The organism is Streptosporangium sp. NPDC023825 (assembly GCF_040639575.1).
Lineage (GTDB): Bacteria > Actinomycetota > Actinomycetes > Streptosporangiales > Streptosporangiaceae > Streptosporangium.
Genome location: NZ_JBFAAE010000008.1, coordinates 30,552 through 55,653 on the forward strand (window position 1 = coordinate 30,552; position 25,102 = coordinate 55,653).

A 25,102-nucleotide genomic window follows, 5' to 3' on the forward strand; every position below is an offset into this window, starting at 1 on the left:
CGGCGCCGCTCCTCCACGCGCGGAGGCCGCCCCCTCCTCGCCTCCGTCGCCCGGTACGGCGTCCCGCTCCGGGCCGCCGTACCGGGCCTCAGTCCGGCCGGGGGGCCGGGTCGGCGGTGACGGAACGCAGGAGCGGGGCACTCGCCGCCCCCGCGCCGACCACCCCGGCGAACCCGAGCGCGACGCAGACCAGCAGGATGATCGCGCCCGTGACGTTCATCGCGGCGGCGGCGAACGGCAGGGCGCAGAAGACGCCGATCGCGATGGTGCCGCCTCCCATGACCGTCAGCGGTATGAGGGTCTCCGCCCTGCGGGCCGCGTCCAGGACCTCCAGTGGCGTACCGGCCAGGCGGAGCAGCGCGTAGGTCTGCCTGCGGTCGAGGACCGAGGAGGCGGCGGTGATCCCGGCGCTGGCGATCGCCACCAGGAACGAGACCGCGAGCACGATGATCGTGCCGGTGCCGATGTCGTCGAGGATCTGGACGGAGAGCCGGTCGTCGTCGGCGGCCGAGGTCGCCCCGTGCCCGGGCACCAGCCCCTCCAGGGCGGTACGCGCCCGGTCGACGGCCGCCACGTCCACCGGCCCCTCGGAACCGGAACCGGAACCGGAACCGGCGGTGGTATCGGTGCGGCCCACCGAAACGGTGACCACCCTGTCGTCGCCGTCGCCGCCGTCGCCGCCGTCGCCCTTCCTCGCTCGCCCGCCCTTCTCCACGAGGCCGACCGCCGCCCGGACGCCCGCCGCGGACAGGCGCTCGCGCACCTCGGCGGTGACCTCGGCCGCCCGCGCGGAGGGCACGGCCAGACGCAGTTCCGCCCCCGCGCCGTCGAACACGATGTCGCCCGGGGCGAGGAGGCCGATGAACCCGGCCACGAATCCCGTCAGGGCCACGCCGCTCACCGTCCGCCAGGCGGACCGCGGGTCGTCGGTCAACCGGCGCCCGGCCAGCAGCCGCGCGGGGCTCCGGGCGGCGCGGGTGGTGATCCGGCCGATCACCGCGACGACCCACGGTCCGGCGAGGTTGACGCACAGGAAGGCCACGCCGATGACCGCGGCGATCACCCCCACCCCGGCCCCGGAGCCGCGGCCGAGCAGGGGAACCGCCGCCAGGGCCGCGAGCAGCGCGACGACCCGCAGGAAGCGCATCGCCGGAGGGGTCTCCCGCTTGGCGACGCCGAGCGGGCTGACCACCACACGGCGCAGGCCGACCACGGCCGACACCCCGACGAGCAGCGGCACAGCCACCAGAACGGCGAGCGTGGGAAGCACCCCCGGCCACACGTCGGCGAGGAACCAGGGTCCTCCCCTGATCTCGATCCGGGCCAGCAGCGGGGTGAGCAGCCCGTACAGCGCCGTTCCCAGCACCGCGCCGCCGAACGCGGTGATCACCGCTTCGCAGACGGTCATGGCGACCACCTGGCCGGGAGAGGCGCCGACCAGCCGGAGGGCGGCCAGGCGCCGGTCCCGGCGGGCCACGGTCAGGCGGGCCGCCGCGCCGCCGAACACCAGCAGCGGCACGACCATGAGCACGCTCGCGATCAGCCCGAGCGCGCCGTAGCCCACCGCGTCGTCCGTCGTCCTCCCCGCGAAGCCGGAGATCCTGGTCGGCACGGCGCCGCCGCGCGAGTCGTCCGACGAGGTGGCCCTCATCACCGGTGAGTCCGCCGCCTGCCCGCGTACCACGACCAGCTCTCCCGGGTACACGAGCGCCTCGTCGCCGATCGTCCCGCCGCGCCTGCCCGGGAAGCGGGCGGCGAGCTGCCCGGCCGGGAGTTCGCCGGCGAGCTCGGCCAGCCCCGGGGAGAACCAGATCTCCCCGGGCGCGGGGAAGCGGTCCAGGCCGGGCGGCGGGGGTGCCTGCGGCCCGAGCGCGGCGAGGTCCACGACCGTGATCCACAGGTCGCGCACGTAGTCCGTGCGGACGGCCTGGACCGCCACGGCCCCGCTCGCGACCGGTACCGGGTTGCGCCACGCCTCCCGGGCCGCCCTGTCCTGGAAGCCGAGGTTGGCCACGACGGCGAAGAGCAGCAGCGCGGTGGAGACCGCCACCGCCGCCACGGTCAGCCCCGCCCCCAGCAGGCCGCGACGGCCCCCGCCGCGCAGCAGCCGCCAGCTCAGGCCGAGCGGCCCGCTCATCCGCTCACCCCGGGAAACGCCCGGGTCGCCGCCTCGGCGCCGTCCCGCTCCCGGACGTCCTCGTACGGATCCCGCGGGCCGGTGTCCTCGTACGGACTCCGCGGGCCGGAGCCGGGCAGGAGGTGGCCGTCGCGGACCTCGACCACGCGGTCGCACCAGCGGGCCACCTGGGGATCGTGGGTGACGACGACCAGCGAGGCCCCGTTGCGCCTGGTGGCGCCGGTCAGCAGGCGCATCGTGTCGTGGCCGGTGCTCTGGTCGAGCGCCCCCGTCGGCTCGTCGGCGAAGACGACCGCGGGGCGGGTGACCAGGGCGCGGGCGATCGCCACCCGCTGCGCCTGGCCGCCGGAGAGCTCCCCGGGGCGCCGCCCCTCCATCCCGCCCAGACCGAGCGGGCCGAACCACTCGTGCGCCTGCCGCACCGCGTCGGCCCGCGGAACGTCGCCGAGCATGAGCGGCAGCGCGACGTTCTCGTCGGCGGGCAGTTCCGGCAGGAGCTGGCCGAACTGGAACACGAAGCCGAACCGCGTGCGGCGCAGGGCGCTGCGTTTCCGCTCCCCCAGCGTGTCGATGCGGTCGCCGAGCAGGTGCACCTCACCCGCGTCCGGCTTCATGATCCCGGCCAGGCAGTGGAGCAGCGTCGATTTTCCCGACCCGCTCGGGCCCATGATCGCCACGGCCTCGCCCGCGTGGACCGCCAGCCCGACACCGCCCAGCGCCACGGTCGTTCCGAAGCGCTTGATCAGCCCGGATCCCTCAAGGACAACATTCATGCCGAGAACTCTCCCTGCGGGGAGCGCGGCGACGGATCGACCGATGGTCTCCGCGCTCCCCGCCGGGATCGGCCGAAAGGATGATTCGCCGTCGTTCACCGGCACATCGGCCGGATGCCCGATCCGGTCCCGCCTTCGTGCTGGCACAATCCATCAGGTGACGATTCGGGTGCTCATCGCCGACGACCAGGAGCTGGTACGAACCGGGTTCCAGATGATTCTGGACGCCCAGGAGGACATGGAGGTCCTGGCGACGGCCGCCAACGGGGCCGAGGCCGTCGAGCTGGCGCGGAGGCTGCGACCGGACGTGTGCCTGCTCGACATCCGGATGCCCAAGCTGGACGGCCTGGAGGCCACCCGCATCCTCGCGGGGCCGGGGGTGCAGGACCCGATGAAGGTGGTCATCGTCACCACCTTCGACCTCGACGAGTACGTCTACGGGGCGCTGCGCGCCGGGGCGACCGGTTTCCTGCTCAAGGACAGCGGGCCGACGCTGCTCATCGAGGCGATCCGGGCCGCGGCGGCCGGGGACGCGCTGGTGTCGCCGTCGGTGACCGTACGCCTGCTCGAACACCTGTCCCACCCCCGGACCGGCGCCGCCCGGCCGCCCAGCGAGCCCCTCACCGAGCGCGAGCTGGACGTCGTGCGCCTGGTGGCCAGGGGGCGGACCAACCAGGAGGTGGCCGCCGAGCTGTTCGTCTCGCTGTCGACAGTGAAGACGCACCTGGGGAGCATCCACACGAAGCTGGGTGCCAGGAACCGGGTGGAGACCGCCGCGTGGGCGTGGGAGTCCGGCATCGTCGGCTGAGCGGGTCGTTTGGGCTGATTAGCGGGAGAGCTGACGGGATAGAAAGAGGGCAGGTCTTCGGCGCATGGCGGGGGGAGATATACATGCGCTCTATCCCATCTCTACAGAAAAGGTCGGCTTCGGCCGTCTATGTCACGCTCACCGCACTGGTGATCGCGATCGCCGCCCTGGCGGTGTTCGAACAGGCCCGTGGCCGGCGCCTCGTCCTGGAGATAGCCGAACTCGGCGGCGACCCCCACGCCCCCGGCGCCGACGCGGTCTTCGGCGCGGTCACCGTCTTCGCCATCCTGATCATGTTCTTCGCCGGGACCGCGATCGCCGCCGTCGCCGCGTACCTGAACTGGCTGCTCCGCGCCCGGCAGGGCGCCGGCCTGGCCGCGGTGGCACCGGTCCTGGTGAGCTGGTTCGTGCCCGTGGTCAACCTGGTCGCGCCCGCCGTGCTGGTCGACCGGCTGTGGTGGGCCTCCCGCCCGCCGCTGGACCGCCGCCTCCGCTGGACGGCACTGCTCACCGCCTGGTGGCTGAGCTGGCTCGTCGCGCTCGCCCTGGTGCTGGCCCGGCTGTGGCCGGGGGCGTCCCGGGGGGGCACGAACCTGACCGGCTTCGGGCCGACCGAGCTGATCGCCGTCGCGGTCGCCTCACTGCTGTGCGCGGCGACCGTACGGCAGATCACCGGGATCCAGGCCGCGGGTGCCGGGCACCGGCGGCAGGCCGACGCGGAACACCACCTCCCGCCGCCCCCGGCGGAGGCGGTCCCGCACCTGCTCGTGAGGAGCTCCCCGCCCTCCGCCCCGGAGGCTTCCTCGCCGGAGGTGTCGGAGCAGGACCAGCCCCAGGAGGTCCACCCCGCAGGGCAGTGAACGAGGACCGCCCCACCCGGCGGAAGGCGGGCCGGGGCAAGGCGGGGCGCCGGCCACATGTCTCCGGCGGCATGTCTTCGTCGGCACGCCTCCGGCGGTATGCCTCCGGCGGCGGAAACGTATCCGGACGGAGCGTCAGTCCCATGCCCTGATCAGCAGCCAGCCCTCGCCCGCGGTGTCGAACCGGAGCTCGTAGGTGCCGGCCTGATCGCCCGTGGCGGCCTCGGCCCGCCAGAACCGGCGCTCGCCGGGATCGCTGTCGGAGATCTTCCACCACTCTCGCGCGACGACCCAGTGGTCGAGGACCCGGCGGACGGTGTAGAGGCGGTCGCGCCAGACGAACTGGACGGGCTGCCCGTCGCGGATCCACACCTCGATGGGGTCGCCGTAAAGTCTGCTCAAGACGCCTCTCCCGCGGCTTTCGGATGAGCACCCGGGGGAAGGCGGGCCTGGCGTATCGAACATACGTTCTTATGGGGCCGGGCGCAAGTCCCCCACCTGCCGCACGAGCGGGTTGGCGTCCACCGAGTTGCGGATGCTGAAGGTCACGCTGCCCGCGCGGTAGCGGTCGTCGGACCACTCGACGGGCCGTCCCTCGTGGGTGGTGGTGACCCGGCGCTGGCGCAGCAGCGGGCTGCCCCTGCGCACGGCCAGCAACCTGGCGTCCTGGACTCCCGCGGCCACCGCGTCGATGAGGTGCTCGCCGTAGGCGAAGACGAGGCCGACGCTGTCGTACAGCGCCTGGGTGACCGACTCGCAGCCCGGCTCGATGCGCTCGACGGCCGGGGCGATCCACCCCGCGTAGACCGTGCGCTCCAGCATCACCGGCTCGCCCTCCAGGGAGCGCAGCCGCAGCACGGAGAGCACCGGATCACCGGGCTGGAGCGCCAGCCGTGCGGCCTCGGTGGCGCCGGCGCCCCTGCGGCGCTGCTGCAGCACCTGCCCGCTGACCCGATAGCCCATCGTCCGTGCCCACTGGGCGAAACTGTGCAGCTCGGCGAAGCTCTGGCTGCGCTCGCGGCCGAGCACGATGCGCCTGGCCCCCTGCCGGGACCCGACCAGGCCCTCGGTGGCGAGCACGGCGACCGCCTGGCGGATCGTGCCGCGCGAGGCGGCGAAGCGGGTGGCCAGTTCGGCCTCGGAGGGCAGCTGGGCGCCCACGGGGTACTCGCCTCGCATGATCGCGTCGCGAAGTTCCTCCGCGATGCCCATGTACCGGGCCGTCATGCCCGCGCCCTCTCCGGACGGCCCGCGAGCGCCCGCGTCCCCTCCCGCGCGCCCGCGAACCCCAGGGCACCTCTCCACGCATCCGCGAACACCCGGTGACCGCGCAATCTCGCCTCGTCTCTCAAGCCGCCCTCTCGCCTCCGGCCCGGCGCGCGTCGGCGGGATCCCTCGCTGCGCGCACCTGGCGGCCGGCTCAGCCCCACCCTAAACAAGCGTCAACAGCCCACATAGCCCGGGTTCACGCATTTCACCGCCGTACTTCGTCCGTTCACCGAACAGCAACTGATTCACGACAGAGGAGGTCTAGCTTGTTTGTACAAGTTCGTCTACTTTCGTGAAATATTGCGCGACACCCCCTTGGGAGACACAGTGATCGCATCCCGAGTTCGCTTTGCAGGCCTGGCGGCCTTCCTCCTGGTCGGCGCCGCCGCGTGCGGAGCCGCCCCCGGTACGACGGCACCGTCGGCAGGCGCCTCCGACGGAGGTTCCGCGGCCGGAGTGGACGCCAGGACCGCCACCTCCGCGGCCGACTTCGGCGGGCTGGACAAGCTCGTCGAGGCCGCCAAGAAGGAGGGCAAGCTCCACGTCATCGCCCTCCCGCCCGACTGGGCCAACTACGGAAAGATCATCGAGACCTTCAAGGCGAAGTACGGCATCGAGATCGAGAGCGAGACCCCCGACGCCGCCAGCGCCGACGAGATCAACGCGGTGAAGACCCGCAAGGGCCAGGACCGCGCCCCCGACGTGCTCGACCTCGGCCAGTCCTTCGCGATCAGCGGCGCCGCCGAGGGCCTGTTCGCGCCGTACAAGGTCCAGACCTGGGACAAGATCCCCGAGAACCAGAAGGAGCCGAGCGGCCTCTGGTTCAACGACTACGGCGGCTACGTCTCCATCGGCTGCGACGCCAAGAAGATCGCCAAGTGCCCGGAGACCTACGCCGACCTGCTCAAGCCCGAGTACAAGGGCAAGGTCGCGCTGAACGGCAACCCGACCAAGTCGGGCTCGGCGTTCGCGGGCGTGTACGCGGCGGCCCTCGCCAACGGTGGCTCCTTCGACGACATCCAGCCCGGCCTGGACTTCTTCAAGAAGCTGAAGGAGGCCGGGAACTTCAACCCCGTCGAGACCACCCCGGCCACCATCGAGAAGGGCGAGACCCAGATCAGCATCGACTGGGACTACAACAACGCCGCCTACGCCCCCAAGATGGCCGAGAAGGGCCTCGACTGGAAGACCGTCATCCCCAGCGACGGCAAGTACTTCCAGCTCTACGCCCAGGCCATCAACAAGGACGCCCCGCACCCGGCGGCCGCGCGCCTGTGGCAGGAGTTCCTCTACAGCCCCGAGGGCCAGAACCTCTACCTCGGCGGCTTCGCCCGCCCGGTGCTGCTGCCCGCGATGAAGGCCGACGGCACGGTCGACGCCGCCGCCGAGGCCAACCTCCCGCCGGTCGAGGGTGAGCCCGCCTTCCCGACGGAGGAGCAGGTCAACAAGGCCAAGGAGGTCCTGGCCGGAGGCTGGGGCGCCGCGGTCTCGGGATGACCGTCCCCGCCGTCACGGCCGCCGCCCCGCGCGGCGGCGGCCGTCCTCGATCCAAGAACTGGCTGGGAGCCCTGCCGCTGCTGGTCGTGACGGCGGTGGCCTTCGGGATCCCGGCGCTCACGCTGCTGGCCGGCGCGTTCACCGTCAAGGACCCGGCGACCAAGGTGTCCTCCCTCGGCACCGCCAACCTGTCCAGGAGCCTCCAGGGGCCCTACCTCAACGCCCTGCTCAGCAGCGTCCAGCTGTCGGCGGTGGTGGCGGTCGCCGCCGCGGTCGCCGGGACGTTCCTGGCCCAGGCCGTGATCACCTCCCGCTTCACGGCGCTGCGCGAGGCCGTGCTGACCTTCTCCGGCGTGCTGTCCAACTTCGGCGGCGTGCCGCTGGCCTTCATCTGGATCGCCACCCTGGGCAACTCGGGGGTGATCACCACCGCGCTGGGCCTCGGCCCGGGGGTGCTGTACAACTTCTGGGGCCTGGCCCTGGTCTACATGTACTTCTCGGTGCCGCTCATGGTGCTCGTCGTGACCCCGGCGCTGGACGGCCTGCGCCCGCAGTGGCGGGAGGCGGCGCAGAACAACGGCGCCACCGCCTGGCAGTTCTGGCGCTACGTCGGCATCCCGGTGCTGACCCCGGCCCTGCTCGGCGGCGTCGTCCTGCTGTTCGGCGGCGCGTTCGCCGCCTACGCCACCGCCTACGCCATGGTGGGCAGCACGGTCCCGCTGGTCACCCTGCAGATCGCCGAGGCCCTCACCGGCGACGTCCTCATCGGGTACGAGAACGTCGCGCTCGCGCTGAGCCTCGACATGATCGTCGTCGCGCTGCTGGTGATGGCGGTCTACCTGCCGCTGCAGAAGAGGAGCTCCCGATGGCTGCGGTAGCCACCCTGCCCGACGTCACCCCCGGTCCCGCCGCCACCGCCCGCCCCGGGCAGCGCCGGGCCTGGCGGGGGATCGTGCTGGTCGTCGCGGCACTCTACTTCGTCGTACCGATGGCGGTGTCCTTCTGGTTCACCGTCTACTCGGAGGGACAGGGCTTCTCCCTCGCCGCCTACGGGCGGATCCTGTCGGCGCCCGGCTTCCTGCCCAGCCTGCTGCTCTCCCTCGCGCTCGCCGCCTGCACCATCGTCGCGGTACTGCTGCTCACCCTTCCGGCGATGCTGGCCGTACGGCTCGGCGCGCCCCGGCTGCGGCCGGCGCTGGAGCTGATCTCCACGCTCCCGCTGGTCGTACCCCCGATCACCTACGTGGTCGGCATCAGCACGGCGCTGCGCGAGGGCGTCGACGCGCTGGCCGCCACACCGTTCTGGGCGACGCTGATCGCCATCCAGGACGAGAGGTTCCCGTTCGTCCTCGTGCTCGCGTACGTGATGCTGACGCTGCCGTTCGCCTACCGGTCGCTGGACGCCGGGCTGCGCGCGATCGACGTGCGGACGCTGGTGGAGGCGGCCCGCAACCTGGGCGCCTCGTGGCCGTACGTGCTGTTCCGGGTGATCATCCCCAACATCCGCTCCTCCATCGCCAGCGCCTCGTTCCTCACCCTCGCGCTGGTGCTCGGCGAGTACACCATCGCGGCCCTGCTCGGCTACGAGACGTTCCCGGTCTGGATCGTGACCATCTCAGGGAACGACGGGCAGCTCTCCGTCGCCCTGTCGATCATCAGCCTGCTCCTCATCTGGCTGCTGCTGCTCACCCTCTCGGGTGCGGGAAGGAAACGCAGATGACCGTCGAGTTCCGGGGGCTGCGCCGCGCGTTCGGCCGCACGGTGGCCCTGGACGGCCTGGACCTCACCGTCGAACAGGGCGAGCTGATGGCCCTGCTCGGCCCTTCCGGCTGCGGGAAGACCACGGCGCTGCGCTGCGTCGCCGGTTTCGAGCACCCCGACGCCGGAGCGGTGCTCGTGGACGGCAAGGACATCACCCGGGTCCCCGCCAACCGGCGGGACGCGGGCATGGTCTTCCAGTCCTACAGCCTGTTCCCCAACCTCAACGCCAGGGACAACGTGGCCTTCGGGCTGCGGGTGCGCAAGGTGCCGACCGCCAGGCGGCACGCGCGGGCCGACGAGCTGCTGGAGCTGGTCGGCCTGCCGGCGCACGCCCAGCGCTACCCGCACGAGCTGTCCGGCGGCCAGCAGCAGCGCGTCGCCCTGGCCAGGGCGCTGGCGCTGGAGCCGCGCGTGCTGCTGCTCGACGAGCCGCTGTCCGCGCTGGACGCCAAGGTCCGTGTCTCGCTGCGCGAGGAGATCCGGCGGCTCCAGCTCGAACTGGGCATCACCACCATCTTCGTCACCCACGACCAGGAGGAGGCCCTCTCGGTCGCCGACAAGGTCGCGGTGCTGCGCGCCGGGCGGCTGGAGCAGTGCGGCCCGCCGGCCGAGGTCTACGACCGGCCCGCCACCCCGTTCGTGGCGGAGTTCGTCGGCGCGATGAACCACGTCCCCGGCCGCCTGTCCGGCCAGGAGGTCACCGTCATGGGCAAGCTCATGCCGGTGGACGGCCCCCTGCCGTCCTCGCCCGACGTCGACGTGCTGGTACGCCCCGAGGCCGTGCTGGTCACCCCCTCCCCCGACGGGAGCGCCACGATCGTGGCGTCGTCCTTCCGCGGCTCCACCGCGCGGCTGCGGGTGCGGGTGGGCGAGCTGGAGGTCCTCAGCGACGTGCCGGGACACGACGCGGTACGCCTGGCGCCGGGCACGCGGGTGGACGTCTCCCTCGTGCAGCGGCCGGTGCTCGTCGCCGCGCGCACCACCCCCGCGCCCGTCCTCACCTCCGGGGACCCCGGGGACTTCGCGGGGTCCCCGGAGTCCTCGAAGTCCTCGAAGTCCCCGGAGGCGGCCGAGTCGGAGGACGTCGCGGGTGTCGGGTGAGCTCGGAGCCGTCCTGTTCGACATGGACGGCACGCTCGTGGACACCGAGGGAATGTGGTGGCAGGCGTGCGTGGAGGTCGCCGCCGAGCTGGACCTGGAGCTGACGGAGGCCGACGCCGGCCACGTCCTCGGCCGCCTGGTCGAGGACGCGGCCGGCTACCTCGCGCGGCGCGCCCCCGTACCTCCCGGTGCGGAACGGGCCGATGCCGAACGGGCCGATACGGAACGGGACGAGGTAGAACGGGCCAGGGTCGAACGGGTCGGGGCGCGGCTCACCGAGGCCTTCGCCGAGCGGGTCTCCGGCGGGGTGACACCGCTGCCCGGCGCGATCCGGCTGCTGGACGACCTGGGGGCGGAAGGCGTGCCCACGGCACTGGTCAGCGCCTCGCCTCGGCTCATCGTCGACATGGTGCTGCACACCGTCGGGGCGGAGCGGTTCGCCCTGGTCGTGGCCGCCGAGGACACCGCGCGCGGCAAGCCGCTGCCCGACCCGTACCTGCGGGCGGCCTCCGGGCTGGGTCTCGACCCCGCCGACTGCGTGGCCGTGGAGGACAGTCCCACCGGGCTCGCGGCGGCCCGCGCGGCCGGGTGCCGGGTGGTGTCGGTCTCCGGCGACCCGGTGGCGGAGGACGTGCTGAGCGTGGACAGTCTGGAAAAAGTGGACCTGCCGCTGTTGCGACTGCTGGCGAGCGGCAAGAGATCGATAGGCTGAGCCACTCATGTGACGGCGTATGCGGTTAGGTACAAAGGTGAACAACCTCAGTCCCGACGAACCCCTGCAGATAGGCCGATACCGCGTGCTCAGCAGGCTGGGCCGGGGCGGGATGGGCACGGTCTATCTTGGCGAGTCCCCTGACGGGCAGCAGGTCGCCATCAAGGTCATCAATCCGGAGTACAGCCAGCACGAACGGTTCCGGATGCGCTTTCGCAGGGAGGCCGACGCGGCGCAGCGGGTCCGCAGGTTCTGCACGGCCGCGGTCATCGAGGCGGCGCTCGACGACGACCAGCTCTACGTCGTCACCGAGTACGTCACCGGCCCCAACCTCGAGGAGGCCGTCGACTCCGGCGGCCCGCTCCGCGGCTCCAGCCTCGACGCGCTCGCCGTGGGGGTGGCGACCGCGCTGACCGCCATCCACAGCGCCGGAGTGGTGCACCGCGACCTCAAGCCGTCCAACGTGCTGCTCTCCCCCGTCGGCCCCCGCGTCATCGACTTCGGCATCGCCCGCGCGCTGGACACCCTCAGCGGGATGACCGGGACCGGCGAGATCCTCGGCACCCCCCGCTACATGGCGCCCGAGGTGCTGCGCGGCGAGCCGGTCTCGGCCGCCTGCGACGTGTTCTCGTGGGGCTGCCTGATGGCGTTCGCCGCGAGCGGGCGGGCACCGTTCGGCGGCGAGGCGCTGCCCGCGGTGCTGTACCAGGTGCTCAACACCGAGCCCTCCCTGGAGGGCATGGAGCCCGCGCTGCGCGAGCTGGTCACCTACGCGCTGACCAAGGACCCGCGGAACCGACCCACCTCGCAGCAGCTCCTGGACCACCTGGTGGGCCGCTCCGCCGCGCCCGAGCAGGCCGCCCACTCGGTCCAGGCCTCCTGGCAGGAACCTCAGGGACCCCAGGGACCCCAGGGACCGCCCGGCGGCGCCCCCTGGACCGGAACCGGACCCGCCGGGCCGCCCTTCCCCGGCTCCGTCCGGGGATCCGCGGGACACGACTCCTTTCCCGGCCGAGGGCACCCGGGTCACATCGCCGATCCCGACTGGAGCCACACCGCGCCGTCCGCGCGGGGCGGCCACACGGTCTCCGGCGCCTCGCAGGCGGGGCCCGGCCACGTCGCGCCCGGCGCCTCCCACGACGGTCCCGGCCACACCCTTCCCGAGGGTCCGCGGGACGGCACCGGGCCCTTCCCCCCGAGGGGCGGGACGGCCGGGCGGCGGAAACTGGTGGTCGGGGTGGCCGTGGCGGCCCTGATGGTGGCGGCCGGAGGGCTCGGCCTGCGCCTCGCGCTCGCTCCCGGCGGCCCGCCGGAGAACCTCGCCCTGCTCTACCAGGACGACTTCACCCAGAGCGGCACCGGCTGGAGCGGCGGCACCTACAGCCCGACGACCGGCACGTACGGCTACGCCCCCGAGGGCTACTACGCCGTCGACGTCAGCGGGTACTCCCCGGTCAGGCGGGAGCAGGCCCCGATCCCCTTCGTGTCCGCTCCCCCGGCCACCCCCGACCCCACGGCCAGCCCCACGCCGATCACACCGAGCCGGATCCTGCTCGGCTCCGACATCACGATCCGCCCCGGCACCAGCGGGATGGGTGAGTACGGGCTGTTCTGCCGGGGCGAGGACGACAACAAGGCGACCCGGTACGAGTTCCTGCTCGACACCGCGGGCAACGCCCGCATCCGCAAGACCGTGAAGAGCGCCGGGGGCGAGCTCACCAAGCCCGTCAAGGTCGACCTGCCCAAGGGCGAGGCCGTCCGGCTCACGGCCGAGTGCACCGGCGTCGAGGGGGGCGTGCAGCTCACCATGTGGGTCAACGACGAGCAGACCCAGTCGTTCCTCGACACCAACCCGTTGCCCAACGGGCTGGTCGGCGTGATCGCCAGGGTGGGCGAGAACAGCAACGCCCTCCTGCGGACCGCGTTCGACAACTTCACCCTGCACGGCCCGGCCACCACCCGGCAGCCTTGACCGGATGACCGCGACGGCGAGTGATACGCACGACAATAGGGACGATCAAGACATTTGTCCGACCTAAGGAGTTCAGCACGATGCGCGCCATAGTCGTCTCCGCCACCGGCGGGCCCGAGGTTCTCACCTACACCGACGACCACCCGGACCCCCAGCTGAACCCGGGCGACGTCCTGGTCGACGTCGCCGCCTCCGGGGTGAACTTCATCGACGTCTACCACCGGATCGGCCGCTACCCGCTCTCCCTGCCCTTCGTCCCCGGGGATGAGGGCGCGGGCACCGTCGCCGCGGTCGGCGAGGACGTCCGTGACGTCGCCGTCGGCGATACCGTGGCCTGGGCCAACGTGCCGGGCAGCTACGCCTCCAGGGTCACGGTGCCCGCCTCCAAGCTGCTCGCCGTGCCCGAGGGGGTCTCCGCCGAGATCGCGGCGGCCGTCACCCTCCAGGGGCTGACCGCGCACTACCTGACGCACTCCACGTACGAGGTGAAGGCGGGGGACGACGTCCTGGTGCACGCCGCCGCCGGTGGCATGGGCCTGCTGCTCACCCAGATCGCCAAGCTGCGCGGCGCCCGGGTGATCGGCACGGTCTCCACCGAGGAGAAGGAGATCCTGGCCCGCCAGGCGGGCGCCGACGAGGTGTTCCGCTACAAGGGCTTCGCCGACGCGGTCCGCGACCTGACCGGTTCCGGCGTGCACGTCGTCTACGACGGCGTGGGCGCGGCCACCTTCGACGAGAGCGTCGCCTCGCTGCGACCGCGCGGCATGATGGCGCTGTACGGCCAGGCCAGCGGCCCGGTCCCGCCGCTCGACCCGCAGCTCCTCGCCAGGAGCGGTTCCCTCTTCCTGACCCGCCCGACTCTGGGCACCTACATCGCCACCCGGGACGAGCTCACCTGGCGCGCCTCCGACCTCTACCGCTGGGTGGCCGCGGGTCAGCTGCGGGTGCACGTCTCCGAGCGCTACCCGCTCGCCGAGGCCGCCCGCGCGCACGAGGACCTCGAAGCGCGCCGTACTACCGGCAAGGTGCTTCTCATCCCGTAAGGGCACGGCGGGTCGGCGCGGCGGTCAGGCGACGCGGCGTGCGATCCGCGGCACGGCGACCGGGCGAGCCGGGCCGGTCAGCGCAGCCGGCAGACGAGCCGGGCCGATCGGCGTAGCGGGTGGACGAGCCGGGCCGGTCAGCGCAGCGGGTGGGCGGGCCAGTCCAGGAGGCGGGCGCCCAGGACCGCCGTCTCCAGGGTGAAACGCTGGGTGGGGTCATCCGGTGAGAACCCGGTGAGGCGGCGGATCCGCTCCAGCCGGTAGGTCACCGCCCGGGTGCTGACGCCGAGCCTGCGCGCGGCGGCGGTCTGGTTGCCCTGGGAGGCGAAGACGGCCTCCAGCGTGGCGAGCAGCGGCTCGGGACCGCCCCGCGCCTCCAGCAGCGGGCTGAGCACGCTCGTGACCAGGTCCTCGATGGCCGCGCGGTCCCGCAGCAGAACCGGGAACACCAGCAGGTCCGCGGCCTTGAGCACGGGGGCGCGCAGCCCCAGCCGGTCACCGAGCTCGATGGCGTTGGCGCCCTCCCGGTAGGAGGTGACCACCCCGCCGGGACCCCGGTGCGCCCGGCCGAGCCCGACCCGCCAGCCGGGCGCGAACGCCTGGCGCACGTGGTGGGTGAACTCGCCGTTCGCGACGGTGAGGCTGCCCGGCGCGACGCACACGAGCATCCCGTCGCGGACCGCGACCAGCACGTTGTGCGAGCCGAACCGGGCGACCAGCGCGTCCTCGATCCGCCGGGCCGTCCCCTCGGCCTCTCCCGCGAGCCCGTCGTCCCCCTGCGCGGTGCCCGCGGTGACCGTGGCGGCTCCGGCTCCCGCGACTCCGGCGGAACCGGCGACTCCGGCTGCTCCGGCGGGACGCGCCACGGCAACCACGTACGTCTCGGCCAGGCGGAGCCCGAAGTGCTCGGCCCGCTCGGCGAGCCTGTCGGCGCGGCCCTGGAGCAGGTCGTCGACGAACGCCCTGCGCGCCGCCTCCTCCTGGCGCAGCGCCGACCGCTGGGCGTTCTCGTACCCCTCCATCAGGGCGGAGACCGTACGCCGCAGGGCCGGGAGCGGGGTGGGGCCCGCCGACTCGGCCATGGCCAGCGCGGCCTCGACCAGGGCCCGCACGGACGCGCCCCGCTCGGCGGCCAGCGCACCTGCGGCGCGGCAGTCGTCGAGCTCGGCCCGGCCGGGCAGCCTGCCGGTGGCGGCCGCCTCCCGTAACATCCGGAGATGGCCGCCGAGCAGCTCGTCCATCAGACTCCCACGTCACGCCTGTCGAAGGCCGGCATCGCGATCAGGACCAGCGCGACGGTCGCCCCGGCCAGCACGAGATAGTCCCACGCCGGGAATCCCAGCTGGATCGGCCGCCCGTCGAGGTAGTAGTGGAACGGCGAGATCCAGCGCAGCCAGGACACGCCGTCCACGTTCTTGCCCATGGTCTCGACCACGTATCCGGCCACGGCGACGACCCCGACCACCGCCAGGGCGGCCCCCCGGCGCCCCGTCGCGGCGCCGACCGTCAGGCAGAGCGTGCCGAAGAAGAGGGCGAGCAGGAAGACGCCCACGTGACCGGCGAGGATCCTGTCGGCGGGGACACCCATGTCGACGGCCGTCACCAGGCCCAGCACCACGAGGAAGGTGACCGCCGCCACGCCGAGCAGCGCGAGGGCCAGGGCGGCGAAGCGCTCCAGGACCAGCCGCCTGCGGTCGATCGGGAGGGTCAGGACCAGTTCCAGCGTGCCCGACTCCTCGGGCTGGGCGATCGCCCGGTTGCCGATCACCGCGGCGCACATGATGAACAGCAGCGGCCCGAACAGCTGGTAGACCAGGGTCTGCAGATAGCCGGAGCCGCTGGTGAAGCCGCCCTCCAGGCCGCCCATGAGGTCGCGCATGGCCCCGGGGAACTTGCTCAGCGCGAGGTCCCCGTAGAGGTCGGCGTTGCTCTGGATGTTCGGGTAGTAGGCCAGGTACAGCGCGAAGAACGCGCTGATCCCGACGGTCCAGCCGAGCAGCGGCCTGCGGTAGTCACGCAGGCTCTTCGACACCAGCGTGGGCATCGCGCGCCTCCCCTTCTTCTTCGTTCTGGCTGTAGTAGGTGAGGAAGATCTCCTCCAGGTCGGGCTGGGCGCTGACCATGTGCACCACGGTGAACCTCGCCGCCGCCTTGATCAGCGCGTCCGGGCGGCCGTCGATGGTGCAGCGCAGCCCGGCCCCCTCCACCCGCAGGTCCCGTACGCCGGGCAGGTTCTCGAACGCCTCGCGGGGCACCGGGGCGTCGAAGTGGAACTCCACCCGGCGCACCGCCTTCTCCCTGAGCGCGGAGACGTCCTCCACCGCGACGAGCCTGCCGCCGCGCACGATGCCGACCCGGTCGGAGACGTCCTCGACCTCGGCCAGCACGTGGGAGGACATCAGCACGGTACGGCCCGAGGCGCGGACCTCCCGGACCATCGCCAGGAACTCCTGCTGCACCAGCGGGTCCAGGCCGCTGGTCGGCTCGTCGAGGATCAGGAACTCCGGCTCGTGCATGAATGCCTGGATGAGCCCGACCTTCTGCCTGTTGCCCTTGGAGAGCTTGCCCATGGGCACCGACAGGTCGGCCTCCAGCCGTTCGGCCAGCCCCTCGATGCGCCCCTTGGGCACGCCGTCGCGCACCGCGCCGAGGAAGGCGAGGAACTCCCCCGCCCTCTCCCTGCCCTCCAGGGCCAGCTCGCCGGGCAGGTAACCGATCCGGCTCCGCACGCCCGCCTCGCGGGGATCCCTGCCGAGGACCGTCATCCGGCCCCTGGTGGGGCGGATGACGTCCAGGAGCAGCCTGAGCGTCGTCGTCTTTCCCGCGCCGTTCGGGCCGAGATACCCGAACACCTCCCCGGGCCGGATCTCCAGGTCGAGATCCTCAAGCCCCCGGCGCCCGCCGTAGAACTTGGTGAGCCCCTCGGTCTCCACTACCGCTGTCATGCCTCAGATCGTGCCCGCTCGGCGCCGCCGGGGTCATGGCCGGACCCGGACAGCTGGCCGCTCCTTCGTTGCGCGGATCCGGAACCCGCCCGGCGGTGCCGCGCCCGCCCGCGGGGCTATGGTGAGCCCATGAGCCTGGACACTGCCTTCGTACTGGGTGGCGGGGGCCTCCTCGGCGCCCACGAGGTGGGCATGCTGCGGGCGCTCGACGAGGCGGGCATCAAGCCCGACGTGATCATCGGCACGTCCGTGGGCGCGCTGAACGGCGTCGTGCTCGCCGCCGCCCCCGGTGACGCGGTCGCGCGCCTGACCACGCTGTGGGGTTCGGACATCGTCCGTACGGCGTTCGCGGGGTCCTGGGTGACCCGGCTGTCCACCCTCGCCAAGAGCGGCACCCACCTGCACTCCTCCGAGCCGCTGCGCGACCTGCTGGCCCGGACGCTGCCGGTCTCCCGCATCGAGGACCTGTCCGTGCCGTTCCAGTGCGTGGCCGCCTCCGTCGAGCGCGCCGCCGCGCACTGGTTCACCGAGGGCTCCCTGGTCGACGCGGTCCTCGCCTCCTGCGCCGTCCCCGGGCTGCTGCCGCCCGTCCGCGTCGGCGACGGCCACTACCTCGACGGCGGGCTGGTGCACAGCATCCCGGTCGGCCGGGCCGTCGCGCTCGGCGCCCGGCGGGTCTACGTGCTGCACGTCGGCAGGATCGAGCGTCCCCTGGTCGTGCCCCGGCGCCCGTGGGAGGTCGGCATGACCGCCTTCGAGATCGCCCGGCGGCACCGCTTCACCGAGGAGATGGCCACCCTGCCGGACGACATCGAGGTCCATGTCATGCCGTCCGGGGGCGAGTCCCGTCCAGGAATAGACCTCTCTCAGCTGCGTTACCGGGATTTATCGCATATATCTGAATACATCGACCGCGCGTACCGGGCCTCGTCCGACTACCTGGCCCGGCAACAGTCCCCCTGAGCCACCCCACGCCATCGCCCGCACCAGACCGATATAAACCACGCCGCGTCATATGTCCACATCGGGGTAGGCACACACCGGGGACACTCCTGAGGAAACACGCCCGGACCGTCGCCTCCTGAGTCACACCGGCCCCGCATGCGCACCACGACCGCACATCCACACAGGCAGGAGCCGCTCGTGCTGCCTCCTCGCATCATCCGCCGCCTGGTCCTGGCCCCGCTCGTCATCGTGCTCACCGTCGTCGCGGTGCTCACGCTCCCGATCTGGCTACTGGTGGTGACCGCGGCCTCGCTGCGCCTGCCGCCCCCGCAGCGTCGCGGCACCCGGCTGGTCTGGTTCGCGCTGGCGTGGCTGACGCTGGAGTCGATGGCGCTGTGCGCCTGCCTGTGGCTGTGGGTGGCGAACGGCCTGGGCGGCCGGCTCAGCCGCGACGAGTACCAGGAGCGGCACTACGAGCTGATCCGGTGGTTCCTGTCCAAGATCTACGAGGCCGCGGTGCGGATCTTCCGCCTGAGCGTCGAGATCGACGAGCCGCCGCCGACCTCCGAGGAGATCTCCCGCCGCCTCACCCGTCCCGTCATCGTCCTGTCCCGCCACGCGGGCCCCGGCGACTCGTTCCTGCTCGTCCACCACCTTCTCGCCCGCTACGGCAGGCGCCCGAGGATCGTGATGAAGGCGGCCCTGCAGTTCGACCCCTCGCTGGACGTGGTGATCAACCGCCTTCCCAACGCCTTCGTCCACCGCAAGGTCGCCGAGAGCGGCATTCTCGGCGAGATCCGCCGCCTGTCCTCCGACATGGACGCCGACGACGCCCTGGTGATCTTCCCGGAGGGCGGCAACTTCACCCCGAAGCGCCGCTGGCGGGCCATCCTGCGGCTGGAGCAGAAGGGCCTGTCGGAGGAGGCCGCGCGGGCCCGCAGGCTGGAGCACCTGATGGCCCCCCGCCCCAACGGGGCCATCGCCGCCATCGAGGCCTGCCCCGAGGCGGACGTGGTCTTCGTCGCGCACACCGGTCTCGACGACCTCGTCACCTTCGGGGACATCTGGACCCGCCTCCCGCTCAGCGCCCAGATCAAGGCCAAGTGGTGGCGGGTCCAGTCCGCCGACGTGCCGCGCGACCGCGAGGAACAGATCCGCTGGCTCTTCGACCAGTGGGAGGAGATCGACGCCTGGATCACCGCGAACCAACCGGCCCCCGCTCCCGCGGCCTGACCACGGCCTGACCACGGCCTGACCACGGCCTGACCACGGCCGGCGGGCCTACCAGTCCTGGGAGAGGCCCGACATGCGGCGGAGGTATTCGTCCTCGTCGATCTCACCGGCCGCGTAGCGGCGCTTGAGGATCTCGCGGGGATTGTCGGCGACGGAGGTGCGTGCCGCGTGGGCGCGGACCATCATGACCACGCCGAGAACCACCACCGCGATCACCGCGACGACGAAGAGCAACATCAGGATGCGGGACATGGTCGGCCTCCCATACCCCCATCAGACCTGGCGGGGGAATATCGAGTTTACCCGGCAGAGGAACTTTCTCCTTTCGCCGGCCGAAGTGATTCGCCCGCCTTCGCGCATCACGGGAACAGCGCTGGAGAGCCGGGAAACCACGCCCCTCGACCGGCGGAGGGAGCGTCGGCTCGACCGGCGGGGAAGGTACCGGCTCAACCGGCGGCGGAAGCGTCGGCTCGACCGGCGGGGAAGGTACCGGCTCGACCGGCGGAGGGAGCGTCGGCTCGACCGGCGGGGTAGGTACCGGCTCAACCGGCGGCGGAAGCACCGGCCGAGAAGTCCGGGGCCTCGCGCGAAGCCCCGCCGGGCGGCAGCGAGGGCAGCCCCCGAGGTGCCCCGCCCTCCAGCAGCCGGAGCAGGGCGCCGGTGTCGACGTTCCGCTCGATCAGGTCACCGAGCGCGTCCAGCCTCTCCTCCCTCAGGGCGGCGAACGACACATCCGGCGCCGGGGTGAAGTCACGCCCGGAGACGGCGGCCACCTCGGCGAGGAAGGCCCGGCGGAAGCCGTCGTTCTCCAGGGCGCCGTGCCAGGTGGTCCCCCACACCGAACCGTCCCGGCAGCCGTCCAGGAAGGGCTCGCCGCCGTCGGCCGTCACCACGCCGTGGTGGATCTCGTACGCGGCGACCGGGTGGCCGTACGCGGTGCCGGCCGGGCGGCCAAGCGTCTTGTGCGCGGCGAACTCCACCGACGCGGGCAGCAGCCCCAGCCCCTCGACCAGGCCCGCTCCCGATTCGACGTCGTCGCGGATGGTCCTGGCGAGCATCTGGTAGCCGCCGCAGATGCCCAGCACCGCCCGGCCCGGCAGGGCCGCGGCCAGGCCGGTGGCGCGGAGCCACGCCAGGTCGGAGACCGTGGCCCGGGAACCGGGCAGCACCACCAGGTCGGCGTCGTCCAGCTCGCCGGGGGAGGTCACGAACCGGACCGCCACCCCGGGCTCCGAGGCCAGCGCGTCCACGTCGGTGAAGTTGGAGATCCGCGGCAGCCGCACCACCGCCACCCGCAGGGTCTGCCGGCCGTACGGGGCGCGCGCTCCGATCGCGGGCCGGTTGTCCAGGGCCAGGGAGTCCTCGACGTCCAGCCAGAGGCCGTCCAGCCAGGGCAGTACCCCGTACACCTCGCGGCCGGTCAGCTCCCTGATCATGTCCAGCCCCGGTTCGAGGAGCTCGGGCGCCCCCCGGAACTTGTTGATCACGAACCCGGCGACCAGCGCCTGGTCGGCGGGTTCCAGCAGCGCCACCGTCCCGTACAGCGCGGCGAAGACCCCGCCCCTGTCGATGTCGCCGACCACGACGACCGGCAGGTTCGCGGCACGGGCCAGGCCCATGTTGGCGATGTCCCCCCTGCGCAGGTTGATCTCCGCCGGACTGCCCGCCCCCTCGCAGACCACCACGTCGTACGTGCTGCGCAACCGCTCCAGCGCCTCCACCGCGACCTGGCGGAGCCGTTCCTTGACGTCCCAGTACTCCATCGCGTCGACCTCGGCCATCGGCCTGCCCATCACCACGACCTGGCTGCGCCGGTCGCTGCCCGGCTTGAGCAGGATCGGGTTCATGTCCGCGCTGGGCTCCAGCCCGCACGCGGCGGCCTGCATCGCCTGTGCCCGGCCGATCTCGGCGCCGTCGGCGGTGACGAAGGAGTTGAGCGACATGTTCTGCGCCTTGTACGGCGCGACCCTCACCCCCTGCCGGGCCAGCCAGCGGCAGATCCCGGCGGTGACGACGCTCTTGCCCGCGTCGGAGGTCGTCCCCGCGACCAGCAGCGCCCCTTTCGCCCCCTTCACGCCTTCGCCCCGGCCCGAGGAACGGCGAACCCGCCACGACACGCGGCACCGGGACGGCGGGTGGCATCAGGACAGATCGGAACCACGGGCGGTTCTCCGGGGGAATCAACCATCATGGCGACCAGCATGCCGCCCCGGCGTCCGCACCGCCCACCCGGACTCCCTACCGGCGCCGCAGGACGGCCAGGACCGCCAGGGCAGCGGCCCCGAGGCCCACCGCCCGCGCCAGCCGTACCGACCTGCGGATGTCCGCGACCGAGGGCTCGGGCCCGTCGCCCATCTCCGGCCGGTGCTCCACGCGGGTGCCGTACACGTTGACCCCGCCCAGCGTGAGGTCCAGCGCCCCCGCGAAGGCGGCCTCGCAGCGGCCCGCGTTGGGACTGGGGTGGCGGTGGCCGTCCCTGCGCAGCACCGCCGCCGCGCGCCGCGCCGAACCCCCCACCAGGGGGGCGCCGAGCGCGGCGAGCAGTCCGGTGATCCGGGCGGGCACGAAGTTGGCGACGTCGTCGAGGCGGGCCGCCGCCCACCCGAAGCGCTCGTAGCGCGCGTTCCGATGGCCGACCATCGCGTCCAGCGTGTTGACGGCCCGGTACGCGAGCAGGCCGGGCACCCCGGCCACCGCCCCCCAGAACAGCGGCGCCACCACCGCGTCCGAGGTGTTCTCCGCGATCGACTCGACGGTGGCCCTGGCGAGCCCGGCCTCTCCCAGCCCGGCCGGGTCGCGCCCGCACAGGTGCGACAGCCGCCCCCGCGCCCCCGCGAGATCGCCGTCCTCCAGGAATCCGGCCATCGCCGCACCCTCGCGGCCCAGCGTCGTACCGCCGACGACCGCCCACGTCGCCGCCGCGCTCAGCGCGGCCCGGACCACCGGGCTGCGCGACCGGGTCGCGGCGTGGCCGAGCAGCGCCACCGGGACGACGCACAGGGCCACGTGGAGGACGCCCCGGGCCCGGCCGTCTCCGTACACCCGCCGCTCCACCTCGGCGGCGGCGGTGCCGAACAGCGCGACCGGGTGCCCGCGCCGGGGGTCGGCGAGCACGGCGTCGATCGCGACCCCGGCGAGCATCCCCAGCCCCTCGGCCACCCCCGGCCGCCGTCCCCTCACCCTGGTCTTCCGCTGTCTAAACGAGATGCTCATGGAGCTCATCCTGGTGGGTCTCCAGCCACACGCGGGCCCGCCGGATGCGCTCCCCCGCCCCGCCGGCCCACATCCGGGCCCATCCGCCGCTCTCGCCCTGCGCCTCGGCCTTGGTCCGCATCGCGTGGTACGAGCGGTCGAAGCGGAGCCGGGCGAGATCCAGCAGGCGACGGCGATCACGCGGTGTCAGGCCGTACTCGTCGCAGAACAGCCGGAGCCGGGGACCGACGTCGAGACGGCGCTGGAGCGGCTCCAGGTCGACGGGATCGGCGATCGGCGCCCAGTGGCGCAGCGTGGTGACCACGTCGAACAGCCGGGTCGTCGGCCGGGCCATGTCGAAGTCGATCAGCGCGGCGGGCAGCCCGTCACGAAAGATCACGTTGTCGAGGTTGACGTCGCAGTGCCCGATCAGCTCCGGTGCCGCGTCGTCGTTGGACCCGGCCTCCCAGACGGCTCCTCGCGGCGGGACGAAACCCTCCGCCGCGTCGTGGAAACCGCGCAGCAGCCGCGCCAGCGCGGCCAGCGACTCCCCGGTGAGCGCGTACGAGGGCAGCGGCCTGGCCGCGGACTCCCCCTCGACGTAGCTCAGGATCTCCCTGCCCCGCTCGTCGACCCCCAGTGCCCGGGGAGCGCCCTCGAACCCGGAGCGCTCCAGATGACGCAGGAGCGCGTGTACCGACCCGGTGGAGGCCCTGCTGGGCCGCCGGACGGTGTCCCCGACCCGCACCACCCCGTCGGTGACATCACCGCCCAGAAGGGGAATCTCCTCTTGGACCGTGGTGACGAACATGGCATACGAGCCTAGACCGCCTCGCCTCTTCGAGAGAACGATTCGGGCAGACCGCTCCCGCCGGACGGACAGCCCGGAAGATCTCCCGGCCCTTCCGAACGCCCGGTCCCCGTCTTTCCGAACACCCCGCCCCGGCCCTTCCGAACACCCTGCCCCGGCCCCGCCGCGCCCGGCGAAAGAACCTCCAGGTCAGCCGCACGGAGGAATCCTCCCCCGCTCCGGTTCCCCCCTTTCGAACGGCCATCGCCCACCTGAGCCGGAGCGGGCGAGCGGTCTCTCTCCCCGCGGGGCGGGTGATCCACAGAGTGATCCTCACGACACCGGCCCAAAACCGTTACGTGGGCACTCCCCGGATCATGCACAATTGAGCGGGAGCACCCTTAGCTCAGCTGGATAGAGCATCGGACTTCTAATCCGACGGTCGCAGGTTCGAATCCTGCAGGGTGCACGTGTCTTGAGCAGGGCGTTCCTTGATCACTACGGAGTGCCTTGGTCATTTTGTGACAGCGGATGCGGCAACAGGCCGTTCATGGCGCCGGCCCCTTCTCCGCCCCGCCGCTTCGTAAGGTCCGGCAGGATGCCGTCCGTGCTGTCGGCCGCGCCGCGCTTCACCTCATCCGACAGATGCACGCAGACGTCCGCGGCCGTCGCCTGCCGGGTGTGCCGCAACACCCCCCACATCGTCTTGATGTCGGCGCCTCCGGCGAACAGGAACGTTTCGCAGGCGTGCCGCAGGTCGTGAATCCTCACCCCCTCGTCGTCGCCCCGGCGTAGATCCGCACGCTTGCACGGCGCGGACCACGCCCGGTTGTCATCGCGCGGTTGCGGCGGCGTGCCCAGGCCCGTGCCGAACACCGGATCCGGGTCTGTCCAGGCTGAAGCGATCCGGGTTCACCAGAGCCTCCATCAGACCCGGACCGCTTCAGCCACCCGTGCGGCCACACGGGCGCCGACGAGGCTGACCACCTGGCACCCATCACCGTCGACTCCGACCAGCCGGTTCGACGCTCGGGTGGGTAGCGCCATGGTGTACGACTTCGCGGATCTCGTGACGATCGGGGGTTGCGTCCGGCGGGATGATCTGGTGCCGGACCCGCCGGGGACGCGACGAGTTGCGCGCGGAGTTCGCGGCCGCGGCGGCGGCTCGGTCAGGGGACGAACACGTTGATGGCGACGCCGATAGGAACGGACACGAGGGCGCCGAGCAGGAAGAACATCCATTGCTGACCCCGTTCGGTGCGGTTGGCTTCCTTGGCCCCTTCGATGAGGAGCAGCCGGATGTTCTTGGCCTGTTCCTGGTCGACGGTGAGGAGTTGCTGCTGTTCTTCGGCCTGGGCGATGAGTTCTTCGCGGGCGGCCTGTTGGGCGGCGAGGTCACGCTGCAGGTCGGCCATGAGGGCGGCGGCTTCGACGAACGCCTCGTTGACGCGCTCGACGCGGCGGCGAAGCGCTTCGCCAGGCTCTTCCTCTGCCTGCACGAGTCGCTGTCTCCTGCCGCGCGCGACGTCTACGGCCAACATGAGGACAACGCCTGCGCTGAGCACGCCGACTGTGGGGAGTGCCCAACTCAACACTTCGGCAAACAGGGCAAAATGCACGACAGCGGTGACCCCGACCGTGGCCGTAGCCAGCAAGAGCACCTTGGCCGCGATGCGCTCAAAGCCGCTTCCGGGTATTTGAGAATTCACTCGCCTATTCGATCGCGGAGAGATGGGTGTGTCACGGCTTGTGATCTGATCGCTACCAGACCACGTACGCGCTGAAATTCCGTTCGGTTTGATCATTCGGTCATGATCGCTAAGACGGGAACAGCTCGAAAGGCCCGTCGCGCTCCAGGTCAAGGCGCCATGGATGCACGAATTCCGCCAGACCTGGACGCTCGTGACACACCCTGCGGGTTTTGAACAAGGTGCTCGGGTGACCCCCCACACCCCATCTTTCGCGTTTCTCTCCGCGACGAAAAATCACGATCACCAGATGAGGGCCACTTGGCGAAGAATCTTGTCACGGCCGTCCAAGGCGGTGATCGGCGGGAAGCGCTGG

At 72.3% G+C, this 25,102-nt stretch carries 24 protein-coding genes and 1 tRNA gene; 12 read left to right on the top strand and 13 right to left on the bottom strand.

Translation table 11 applies throughout. From position 1 onward, the window contains the following. Positions 1-88 precede the first annotated feature (88 nt). Both AB0G15_RS09890 and AB0G15_RS09895 read right to left on the bottom strand, forming a co-directional pair. The gene (locus AB0G15_RS09890) at positions 89-2,137 is read right to left on the bottom strand and encodes an FtsX-like permease family protein (protein ID WP_362837150.1); all 2,049 of its coding nucleotides are present in this window, start codon (positions 2,135-2,137) and stop codon (positions 89-91) included. Continuing rightward, positions 2,134-2,910 carry an ABC transporter ATP-binding protein gene (locus AB0G15_RS09895; protein ID WP_362837152.1) on the bottom strand — a complete coding sequence of 259 codons (777 nt, stop codon included), beginning with the start codon at positions 2,908-2,910 and terminating at the stop codon, positions 2,134-2,136. Before AB0G15_RS09895 ends, AB0G15_RS09890 begins: the two co-directional genes overlap by 4 nt. Before the next feature lie 157 nt (positions 2,911-3,067). On the opposite strand from AB0G15_RS09895, the gene AB0G15_RS09900 reads away from it, so the two are divergent. Together AB0G15_RS09900 and AB0G15_RS09905 are read left to right on the top strand one after the other, a co-directional pair. Then, a complete protein-coding gene (locus AB0G15_RS09900; RefSeq protein WP_362837154.1) occupies positions 3,068-3,718 on the top strand; it encodes a response regulator transcription factor in 651 nt (216 codons plus the stop codon). 83 nt (positions 3,719-3,801) lie between these two features. Continuing rightward, the gene (locus AB0G15_RS09905) at positions 3,802-4,578 is read left to right on the top strand and encodes a DUF4328 domain-containing protein (protein WP_362837156.1); all 777 of its coding nucleotides are present in this window, start codon (positions 3,802-3,804) and stop codon (positions 4,576-4,578) included. Positions 4,579-4,713: 135 nt separating this feature from the next. On the opposite strand, the gene AB0G15_RS09910 is transcribed toward AB0G15_RS09905, so the two are convergent. Together AB0G15_RS09910 and AB0G15_RS09915 are read right to left on the bottom strand one after the other, a co-directional pair. Next, positions 4,714-4,980: a DUF6504 family protein gene (locus AB0G15_RS09910; RefSeq protein WP_362687045.1), complete on the bottom strand. Its 267-nt coding sequence runs from the start codon at positions 4,978-4,980 to the stop codon at positions 4,714-4,716. 69 nt (positions 4,981-5,049) lie between these two features. Then, positions 5,050-5,805, bottom strand: a complete 756-nt coding sequence (locus AB0G15_RS09915; protein WP_362837158.1) for a GntR family transcriptional regulator — start codon at positions 5,803-5,805, stop codon at positions 5,050-5,052. A gap of 369 nt (positions 5,806-6,174) precedes the next feature. Here AB0G15_RS09915 and AB0G15_RS09920 point away from each other — a divergent pair, with 369 nt between their 5' ends. From AB0G15_RS09920 to AB0G15_RS09950, 7 genes are all read left to right on the top strand, one after another. Further along, positions 6,175-7,344: an extracellular solute-binding protein gene (locus AB0G15_RS09920; protein ID WP_362837160.1), complete on the top strand. Its 1,170-nt coding sequence runs from the start codon at positions 6,175-6,177 to the stop codon at positions 7,342-7,344. Further along, positions 7,341-8,222: an ABC transporter permease gene (locus AB0G15_RS09925; protein ID WP_362837163.1), complete on the top strand. Its 882-nt coding sequence runs from the start codon at positions 7,341-7,343 to the stop codon at positions 8,220-8,222. The genes AB0G15_RS09920 and AB0G15_RS09925 overlap by 4 nt, the downstream gene beginning before the upstream one ends. Continuing rightward, on the top strand, positions 8,210-9,064 hold the full coding sequence (locus tag AB0G15_RS09930; protein WP_362837165.1) for an ABC transporter permease subunit: 855 nt from the start codon (positions 8,210-8,212) through the stop codon (positions 9,062-9,064). The genes AB0G15_RS09925 and AB0G15_RS09930 overlap by 13 nt, the downstream gene beginning before the upstream one ends. Continuing rightward, complete coding sequence (locus tag AB0G15_RS09935) at positions 9,061-10,206, top strand: ABC transporter ATP-binding protein (protein WP_362837167.1); 1,146 nt, start codon at positions 9,061-9,063, stop codon at positions 10,204-10,206. Before AB0G15_RS09930 ends, AB0G15_RS09935 begins: the two co-directional genes overlap by 4 nt. Then, entirely contained in the window at positions 10,196-10,918 is a 723-nt protein-coding gene (locus AB0G15_RS09940; protein ID WP_362837169.1) for an HAD family phosphatase, read from the top strand. Before AB0G15_RS09935 ends, AB0G15_RS09940 begins: the two co-directional genes overlap by 11 nt. 37 nt (positions 10,919-10,955) lie before the next feature. Further along, on the top strand, positions 10,956-12,890 hold the full coding sequence (locus tag AB0G15_RS09945) for a serine/threonine-protein kinase (RefSeq protein ID WP_362837171.1): 1,935 nt from the start codon (positions 10,956-10,958) through the stop codon (positions 12,888-12,890). An 80-nt stretch (positions 12,891-12,970) separates the two neighbouring features. After that, positions 12,971-13,933 carry a quinone oxidoreductase gene (locus AB0G15_RS09950; protein WP_362837173.1) on the top strand — a complete coding sequence of 321 codons (963 nt, stop codon included), beginning with the start codon at positions 12,971-12,973 and terminating at the stop codon, positions 13,931-13,933. Positions 13,934-14,070: 137 nt separating this feature from the next. Here the strand turns inward: AB0G15_RS09950 and AB0G15_RS09955 are convergent, their stop codons facing one another. Genes AB0G15_RS09955 through AB0G15_RS09965 form a run of 3 tightly spaced genes read right to left on the bottom strand, consistent with a single transcriptional unit; the run spans position 14,071 to position 16,878 of the window. Beyond that, positions 14,071-15,174, bottom strand: coding sequence for a helix-turn-helix domain-containing protein (locus tag AB0G15_RS09955; protein WP_362837175.1), 1,104 nt, complete (start codon positions 15,172-15,174; stop codon positions 14,071-14,073). Beyond that, positions 15,174-15,977, bottom strand: a complete 804-nt coding sequence (locus tag AB0G15_RS09960; protein WP_362837177.1) for an ABC transporter permease subunit — start codon at positions 15,975-15,977, stop codon at positions 15,174-15,176. The genes AB0G15_RS09955 and AB0G15_RS09960 overlap by 1 nt, the downstream gene beginning before the upstream one ends. Beyond that, positions 15,946-16,878: an ABC transporter ATP-binding protein gene (locus AB0G15_RS09965; protein WP_362837179.1), complete on the bottom strand. Its 933-nt coding sequence runs from the start codon at positions 16,876-16,878 to the stop codon at positions 15,946-15,948. Before AB0G15_RS09965 ends, AB0G15_RS09960 begins: the two co-directional genes overlap by 32 nt. A 129-nt stretch (positions 16,879-17,007) precedes the next feature. On the opposite strand from AB0G15_RS09965, the gene AB0G15_RS09970 reads away from it, so the two are divergent. Beyond that, on the top strand, positions 17,008-17,841 hold the full coding sequence (locus AB0G15_RS09970; RefSeq protein ID WP_362837181.1) for a patatin-like phospholipase family protein: 834 nt from the start codon (positions 17,008-17,010) through the stop codon (positions 17,839-17,841). Between the two features lie 180 nt (positions 17,842-18,021). After that, the gene (locus tag AB0G15_RS09975) at positions 18,022-19,056 is read left to right on the top strand and encodes a 1-acyl-sn-glycerol-3-phosphate acyltransferase (protein ID WP_362837183.1); all 1,035 of its coding nucleotides are present in this window, start codon (positions 18,022-18,024) and stop codon (positions 19,054-19,056) included. A gap of 48 nt (positions 19,057-19,104) precedes the next feature. On the opposite strand, the gene AB0G15_RS09980 is transcribed toward AB0G15_RS09975, so the two are convergent. The 4 genes from AB0G15_RS09980 to AB0G15_RS09995 form a co-directional block, all read right to left on the bottom strand. Beyond that, positions 19,105-19,308 carry an SHOCT domain-containing protein gene (locus AB0G15_RS09980; RefSeq protein WP_362837185.1) on the bottom strand — a complete coding sequence of 68 codons (204 nt, stop codon included), beginning with the start codon at positions 19,306-19,308 and terminating at the stop codon, positions 19,105-19,107. Positions 19,309-19,598: 290 nt separating this feature from the next. Then, positions 19,599-21,131 (bottom strand): cobyric acid synthase, encoded by a 1,533-nt coding sequence (locus AB0G15_RS09985; RefSeq protein WP_362837187.1) that lies wholly within the window; start codon positions 21,129-21,131, stop codon positions 19,599-19,601. 163 nt (positions 21,132-21,294) lie between these two features. Further along, positions 21,295-22,203 (bottom strand): cobalamin biosynthesis protein, encoded by a 909-nt coding sequence (locus AB0G15_RS09990; RefSeq protein WP_362837498.1) that lies wholly within the window; start codon positions 22,201-22,203, stop codon positions 21,295-21,297. Positions 22,204-22,252: 49 nt separating this feature from the next. Beyond that, the gene (locus tag AB0G15_RS09995; protein ID WP_362837189.1) at positions 22,253-23,059 is read right to left on the bottom strand and encodes an aminoglycoside phosphotransferase family protein; all 807 of its coding nucleotides are present in this window, start codon (positions 23,057-23,059) and stop codon (positions 22,253-22,255) included. Between the two features lie 374 nt (positions 23,060-23,433). On the opposite strand from AB0G15_RS09995, the gene AB0G15_RS10000 reads away from it, so the two are divergent. Continuing rightward, positions 23,434-23,507, top strand: a tRNA-Arg gene (locus tag AB0G15_RS10000). A gap of 29 nt (positions 23,508-23,536) precedes the next feature. Here the strand turns inward: AB0G15_RS10000 and AB0G15_RS10005 are convergent. Beyond that, positions 23,537-23,914 carry a hypothetical protein gene (locus AB0G15_RS10005; protein ID WP_362837191.1) on the bottom strand — a complete coding sequence of 126 codons (378 nt, stop codon included), beginning with the start codon at positions 23,912-23,914 and terminating at the stop codon, positions 23,537-23,539. Positions 23,915-24,207: 293 nt separating this feature from the next. Continuing rightward, positions 24,208-24,747: a hypothetical protein gene (locus AB0G15_RS10010; RefSeq protein ID WP_362837193.1), complete on the bottom strand. Its 540-nt coding sequence runs from the start codon at positions 24,745-24,747 to the stop codon at positions 24,208-24,210. Between the last annotated feature and the right edge of the window lie 355 nt (positions 24,748-25,102).